Raw genomic sequence first — 7,459 nt, 5'->3', positions numbered from 1 at the left:
TCCCGTCGACCTTGGCGACCTCGCCGCTGCCGGACGCGGCCTCCTGACCGGTCGAACACGCGGTGGTCAGACCGAGAGCGAGCAGCAGACCCGCCGCGGCGACGGTACGGCTGGTGGAACGGAACATGGGGAGCTCCTTCGAGCGGACGCCGGAAACGGCGCGTGGTGCGGGGCGGGAGATGACAGCGGCCCTGGTGGTCATGGCCGGTCGTGGGGGAGTGGTACTCGCTCGGACTGATCGAGGCGAGGCGGCTAATCCCTCATGAACAAACATTTTCCAACGGGATGCCACATATGACAGCCGTGTCCATCGTTGGCGTCAAGTGGATTCGACGGTCGAAATCACCTTGTGACCATCGAGTGGAGTGACTGCCGGGCCGGCCGGAGTCCGGAATCGACGGACCATCAGTTCCACTGATCGTGCGCGGAGTTGGGTTCGGATCGACCGACCCCGGGGCGGTGCGAACGCCCTCGACGACCGCTGTGGAGGAATCGGCGCGTGGCGCGGCGCGCTCACGGGCCCCGACTTCGGCGCGGAATGCCGGTACGGAATCACCGCCGGGGCGGCGCGGGTCGCGGCACCCGCCCGGGTCGGCGGCCGAACCGAGGCTCCCGGCCCGGCCCGAGCGCCCTCGGCGGACCGCACCGCCGATGACGATCCCCAGCTCGACCCGGTCCGTCCAGGTGGCGTTCAACAGGGTGTGCGCGCCCGCCGCCTCGCCCTGCGCGTACTCCGCGAGCGCGCCGAGCGCGGCGCCGCGGACCGGCTCGACGGGGATCTGCCAGCGGTGCCGCAGCAGCTGCACGAGGGGGGTCGGCCACGGGTCGGCCTCGGCGCCCCGGCTGTCCGCGGGCGGCCGGGTGCCCACGGACAGGACGGCGCCGGTCGCGGCCCCGGCTCCGGCTCCGGCCCCACTCGACCCCCGACCCGCTGGCCGGCCAGTGTCTGGTCCAGGAACTCGCCGTCCCGGCCGGGTCGGCCCCATGTCGTCGACGTGAGGCGCGTCACTCGCCGGGTGTCCGCGGACGGGTATGCGCGATCATGAGTGGAATGGACACTCGATTCCTCAGTATCGCCGAACTGGCCGAAGTTCCCTCCGTGGCGGTCGTGGTGGACGTCATGCGTGCGTTCACCGTGGCTGCCTGGGCCTTCGCCCAGGGGGCGGAGAAGATCGTTCTTGCCGGGTCGCTGGACGAAGCCCTGGCGCTCAAGGCCCGCCACCCGGACTGGGTGGCGCTCAAGGACGGCCCGTTGGCACCCGGGTTCGACACCGTCAACTCGCCGGGAATGCTGCGGTCCATCGACCTCGGCGGGCGAACCGTGGTGCAGAAGACCACGGCGGGGACGGTCGGCGCCCTCGCGGTCAAGGACGCGTCGCTGGTGCTGTGCGCCGGCTTCGTGGTGGCGGAGGCGACGGCCCGGCTCCTGCGGGCGCGCGGGAGCGACAGCGTCACGTTCGTGGTCACGGGCGAGGACGGGCAGGCCGACGAGGACCTGGCGTGTGCTCAGTACATCGCCCGCAGGGCCGTGGAGGCCGGGCCGACGGACGCTGCCGAGTTCCTTCGCCGCGGTGCCGCGTCACGCGCCGCCGCCGAACTGACCGAGGGCGTGCGTCAAGGCGTCCACCCCGACGACGTCGAACTCTGCCTTGAGCTGGACCGGTTCCCCTTCGCCATGGTGGCGACCTCGGAAGGCCCGCTCATGGTCCTGCGTTCGCACGCCGTGCCTCCGTCGACCGGCGACGCCCTGGTCTGAGCGCCGGAGCGCGATCCCGAGCGGAAAATGAGTTGCCCGCGGGCCGTGGTCTCGATCACGATCGCCCGCATGGACTTCTGATAGCTGCCACGTAGCAACGCCGACCTGTCGCGCGGTCGACCTCGGGGCCTGACGGCTGGGCCCCGAGGCGATGGCTCGCGCCCTCGTGTGCATCCGTCAGATCCCAGGAGCCCGGGCCCGGCCTGTGAGAGCTCCTGCTGAGTCCTGAAAGCAACCACCTCCCTATGAATACCGACCGCAAGGCCCTGTGGGCCGTGCGTCAGTCCGCCCTGCCCGCCGTCGTGCGATCCTGCCCGGACTGCTCCGGCGCGCGCCACCGGCCCTCGGGCAGGATCCGCGTCAACGCGAACGGCAAGCTCCTCGACGTCTGGCTCCTCCTGAGCTGTGCGGGGTGCGACCGGACCTCGAAGGTGCCCGTCCACGAACGCGTCCACGTCTCGTCGCTGGAGCCCGCCCGCCGGGTGGCGTACGAGACCAACGACCCCGCCGTGGTGCGGGAACTGACGATGAGTGCGTCGCTCGCCGCGAAGAACGGGTACCGGCTCGACTGGGCCGGCACCTGGGAACTGGAGACCCGTACGCCCCTCTACGCACTCGACGACCCGACACCCCTCACGGTGCTGGTCGGCTTCGAGCTGCCCGTGCCGGTCCGCGTCGAGCGCCTGCTCGGTCTCGGTCTGGGCCTCAGCCGCACCCAGGTGCGCCGCATGGTCGGGGACGGGCGGATCCGACTGCCGCTGGCTCCGGACGCCAAGGCGCACGAGGACTTCGAGCTCACCGTCCACGGGCCCGGCTCCGTCGACGCCGCGAAACACGCGAAGCTCCCCGGCACCCCGACCGACCTGCGCGCCGACCTGCGTGCTGACCTGTGCGCCGACCTGAGCACCGGCCTACTCGCCGGGCTGAGCACCGATCCGGGCGTCGGCCCGGGCCGGCTCGGGTTCCGCGGCGCCCCGCAGCAGTCGTCGCGGACGGCGGCTGCGGGAGCGTAGGAGGGTTGACAGCGGGGCCTCCTGACGGCCTGTCGGCACAGCCGGCATTCGAGCCGCCGGGAGGCCCCGCGCCGCGCGGCACCGGCCGGGCCCCGTTCCCCGGACGGGCCCGGCGGCCGCGGTCGGGGCCTTGGGGCGTCCCGGCCGGGGCGCAGACCGGCCACTCCGCGAGGCCCGCCGGGCCTGCGGGGCCGGGGGCGACCTCCCGGCCCGCGGCGCGACGGCCGTCCGATGCCCGCAGGTCAGGCCGCCCCGGTCGCCGCCCTCGCTCGTCTGTCGCAGGGCGGGGCGCAGTGACCGGCGAGGTGGCTGAAAGTTTCATGTCATATGACCTGTGACATTGTTCTGACCTTCATTCGATGACAGGATCCACGCCAATCTCCTTCACTCAGTCTGACCCCACGTCAGGCTGCCCCCACTCGAAGAAGGACTCGGCGTGCACCTGCGCATACGACTCACCACCCTCGCAGCCGGCGTCGTCGCCTGTTGTGCCACGGCCACCGCCGTACTGCCGGCCCAGGCCCTCGCGGCGCCCGCTGCCGTGACCGCCGGACCGGCCCCGACCGCGACAGCCGCGGTCACCGCCGCAGCGAAGCCGGCGGGCCAGTCCGTCGCCGGCGCGACGACGGGGTCGGAGAAGCTCGGCACGCCCGCCGCCCCGCTGACCCCGGCGCTGCTCAGCGAGTCCCTCATGGGCGAACCGGCCGCCACGGCCGCGGAGACGGCCACGGCCCGGTCCGACTCCCCGGGGGCTCGGGCCCGGTCGGGCGCGGCGGCCGAAGCCACCGCGCAGAGCTGCACCCCGGCGGACTTCGCGGGTCGTACCGGTGCCGATCTGGTCGCGTTCCTCAAGAGCTCGACCACGGACTGCGTCTCCACGCTGTTCACCAGCGGCAGCACCGACCCGGGCATCTTCAAGCAGTCCCGGATGCTGCCCGTCGCGGCCGCCTTCAAGGAGCTGGCGGCAGGCTACACCGGCGACAACTCGACCAACGTCCTGCAGCTTGTGCTCTTCCTGCGGGTGGGCTACTACATCCAGTCCTACTACCCCGACGCGGCCGGCCCGTACACCGGCACGCTCACCACCGCCGTCAAGGCCGGCCTGGACGCGTTCTTCGCCGGCGCCCGCTGGCACGACGTCACCGAGGTCAACGGCGGCGTGCTCAGGGAGGTGCTGACGCTCACCGACAGCGCCAACATCCAGGCCGACTACCTGGGCGTCTACAAGCGGGTGCTGGACGACTACGACAACTCCTACAACGCCTTCCCGAAGATGGTCGGCGCGGTCAACTCCGTGCTGAGGTTCCCGCTCTGGCGGGGCAACGCCAATCCGAACTTCGTCACCGCGCTCGGCGCCGACCCGAGCCTCGTCACGTCCCTCGCCAACTTCGCGATCAACCACAAGGACCTGATCGGCGGGCCCAACGCCGTCCTCGACACCAACGCGGGCAACGACCTGGCCCGGATGGCCGGGAGCAGCGCCGCCGTCGAGGCCGTGGCCAAGCCGCTGGTCAAGCGGGTGCTGGACGCCGCGCCGCTGCTGACGGCCGACGCGCCGCTGTACGTGCACACGGCCTTCCAGGCCACCGTCTACAACAACAACCAGTGCTCGTACTACGGCATCTGCGACCTGCCCGCCAAGCTCACCTCGGTGGTCCTGCCGAACCAGCTGGTCTGCGACAACCGCACCGTCCAGGCCCAGGCCCTGTCGGCCGCCGAACTGGCCACCGTCTGCGCCAGCCTGCGCAGCCAGGACGCGTTCTTCCACAACGTGGTCAAGGACAACGGGCCGATCCCGAACCAGTACAACAAGACCGTCACCCTCGGGATCTTCGCCAACAAGACGGACTACACCACCTACTCGTGGGCGATCTTCGGCAACTCGACCGACAACGGCGGCCAGACCGTCATGGACCCGACCGACCCGAACAGCCGGGCCGTCAACGTGATGTACCAGAAGGCCTGGAACACCGGTGACCCCGCCCGGGTGTGGAACCTCAACCACGAGTACACCCACTACCTCGACGGCATCCACAACATGAAGGGCAACTTCACCACCCAGACGTCCGTCCCGGACATCTGGTGGGTCGAGGGCCTCGCCGAGTACATCTCCTACAGCTACCGCGCCACCACCGACACCGACGCGATGACCCAGGCCGCCCTGCACACCTACAAGCTCAGCACCATCTTCCAGAACACCTACGGCAACGCGGACTCGACCCGCGTCTACCCGTGGGGCTACCTGGCCGTCCGGTACATGCTGGAGAAGCACCCGGCCGACGTGTACAGCATGCTGGGCCGCTTCCGGGTCGGCGACTACGCCGGCGGCTACGCGGTCTACAACAACCTCGGCACCTCCTACGACGCCGACTTCGACGCCTGGCTCACCGCCTGCGCCGCCGGTGCCTGCTACGCCGCAGGCCCGACCGCCCTGTTCGACTCGTCGGTGAACGGCGCGACCGTCAGCGTCACCGAGCGGTCCGTGCAGACCGGCCCGGGCCGGATCACCTCCTGGCACTGGACCTTCGGCGACGGCACCTCCTCGGACGAGCGCAACCCGAGCCACACCTACGCGGCGGCCGGCACCTACACCGTCGCCCTGACCGCCACCGACGACACCGGCAGGGCCGCCACCACCCCGACCTCGGTCACCGTGACCGCGGCCCCGGTCGCCCTGCCGAACTGCACCGAGCCGCGCACCGACGCGATGGGCCGGAACTGCTCGCGGACCGGCCGCGCCGCGACCGCCGGGAACACCGACTACCTGTACGTCTACCTGCCGGCCGGCACCACCACGCTGAAGGTCACCACCTCCGGCGGCACCGGCACCGCACACCTGTACTACAACCCGGGCACCTGGGCCTCGCCGAGTGCCTCCACGGTCTCCTCCACCGGCACCGGCACCACCCAGTCCCTCACCGTCACCAACCCCACCGCCGGCTACCACTACCTCAGCCTGTACGCCGTCACCGACTTCAGCGGCGTCACGGTCAGCACCCAGTTCTGACCCAGGGCCCCTGGCCCCTGACCGGCCGAAGTGCTCCGGGCCGCCCCGGCGCCGCGGACGCCGAGGGGCCGCGAAGCAGTCCGTGCACGCGCTCGGCCGGGACCTCCCGGCCGAGCGCCGCCGGGCTGCTCCGCGGCCGTCCGTCCAGCCCCCGACAAGCTGCTCGGCCCGTCGAAGCGGCGCGCCTCAGGGCAGGATGCCGGCCCCGCGCGCGGCCGTGATCCACTGCGGGAACTGGGACAGCAGCCGGTCGTACAGCTCGGGATCGGGGACGGTGCCGATGTCGTCCACCGCGAAGAAGCCGACGTTGTCGACGCGCCGGCCGGGCAGGTCGTCGAACCGCTGCAGCACGCCGTAGTCGGATCGGCCCAGCCCCACGAACTGCCAGAAGAGCGGCTCCTGCGCCGATTCTCTCAGCTCGCGCTCGATCGCGGCGTTGAGGTGGACGCCGCCGTCGGAGAAGAACAGGACCAGGGTGGGGACCGTCGCCGGGTTCCCCCGTACGTAGTCCCGGACTTCGGCGATGACCTTCGGTTCGTCGTTCGAGATGCCCACCGTCGTCATGTCGACCTGACCGTCGAGCAGCCCGGACCGACGCCCGCGGCGGCCGAACAGACGCCCCAGCTCACCGACCCGGACGTGCAGCCGCAACCACTCGGGCAGGTCACCCACCCGCAGATCGGGCAGCCGGGCCGGGTGCGTCGCGAAGGTCCAGGCCGGCATCGCCCCGCCGTCGTCCAACTGGGCCGCGACCGGGACGATCCGCTCCACCACGTCGGCCACCACGCCGTCGGCGTACAGCGACGACATCGAGCCCGAGGCGTCCAGCACCAGCACGACCCGCGCGGCGATTCCCGCGGCTCCGTGCTTGTCCAGGCTGACCGCGACCTGCTGCTTGCGCAGCGACAGCCGTTCGCGCATCCCCGGGGGGAGGTGCTCCTCGCCCTTCCCCGGCTCCGGCGCCGACGGCGCAGGCCGGGACGGCTGCGGCTGCGGCTGTGGCAGCTGCGGCGGCTGCGGCGGCGGAGCCACGGGCCGGTCCTGGGCGGGTCCCTCCTCCACGGTGATGCCGAAGTCGGTGGCCAACCCGGCCAGCCCCGCCGCGTAGCCCTGCCCGACGGCACGGAACTTCCACTGCCGCCCGCGCCGGTACAGCTCGCCGCCGACGAGGACGGTCTCCGTCCCGGCGTCCGTCGCGAAGCGGGCCAGCCCGGCGCCGGTGCGGGCGTCGGACAGCCGCAGGCACAGCCCGGGCACCGCGCCGAAGCTGCCGCCGTCCACCGACGCGGCCAGCACGATGCGCTCCACCTCCGGCTCCACCGCCGCCAGGTCCACCTCGATCCGGTCCGTGGCCGCCCCGGCGCCACCGGCCTTCCCCAGGTGCGTCACGGCGCCCGACGCGTGCCGGGGCTGGTTGTAGAAGACGAGGTCGCCGTCGCCCCGCACCCGCCCGTCCGCAGCCACCAGCACGGCGGACACGTCGACGTCGGGCGTACCGGCCCCGGCCGACCAGCTGAGCTCCACACTCACCACGTCGGCATCGATCGGAATGTTGGCGCCCTTGCTCAGTGATCGATCGTCCATGGTCACAGTCTGCCGAAACCGGCCCCGGCGGTCGCGCGGGGGCCGGTTCCCGCTCCCCGCCCGGGGAACGGGAACCGGGCCCGGAACCGTCACCGGAAC

5 protein-coding genes are annotated in these 7,459 nt (G+C 72.1%); 3 read left to right on the top strand and 2 right to left on the bottom strand.

Translation table 11 applies throughout. The annotated features are described in order from the left end of the window. Nucleotides 1-260: 260 nt before the first annotated feature. Complete coding sequence (locus PUR56_RS33630) at nt 261-806, bottom strand: hypothetical protein (RefSeq protein ID WP_329951713.1); 546 nt, start codon at nt 804-806, stop codon at nt 261-263. A 245-nt stretch (nt 807-1,051) separates the two neighbouring features. On the opposite strand from PUR56_RS33630, the gene PUR56_RS33625 reads away from it, so the two are divergent. The 3 genes from PUR56_RS33625 to PUR56_RS33615 all read left to right on the top strand — a co-directional run bounded on the left by PUR56_RS33625 (nt 1,052) and on the right by PUR56_RS33615 (nt 5,776). Continuing rightward, entirely contained in the window at nt 1,052-1,756 is a 705-nt protein-coding gene (locus PUR56_RS33625) for a 2-phosphosulfolactate phosphatase (RefSeq protein ID WP_329879422.1), read from the top strand. A 245-nt stretch (nt 1,757-2,001) separates the two neighbouring features. Then, a complete protein-coding gene (locus tag PUR56_RS33620) occupies nt 2,002-2,769 on the top strand; it encodes a DUF1062 domain-containing protein (RefSeq protein WP_329879423.1) in 768 nt (255 codons plus the stop codon). A gap of 436 nt (nt 2,770-3,205) precedes the next feature. Beyond that, the gene (locus PUR56_RS33615) at nt 3,206-5,776 is read left to right on the top strand and encodes a collagenase (protein WP_329951712.1); all 2,571 of its coding nucleotides are present in this window, start codon (nt 3,206-3,208) and stop codon (nt 5,774-5,776) included. Nucleotides 5,777-5,962: 186 nt separating this feature from the next. On the opposite strand, the gene PUR56_RS33610 is transcribed toward PUR56_RS33615, so the two are convergent. Further along, nucleotides 5,963-7,360, bottom strand: coding sequence for a VWA domain-containing protein (locus PUR56_RS33610; protein WP_329951711.1), 1,398 nt, complete (start codon nt 7,358-7,360; stop codon nt 5,963-5,965). Between the last annotated feature and the right edge of the window lie 99 nt (nt 7,361-7,459).

It is taken from the genome of Streptomyces sp. BE303 (assembly GCF_036290945.1).
GTDB lineage: Bacteria > Actinomycetota > Actinomycetes > Streptomycetales > Streptomycetaceae > Kitasatospora.
The sequence above is the reverse complement of the archived record's forward strand: the minus strand, read 5'-3'. Positions and strand labels throughout refer to the sequence as shown.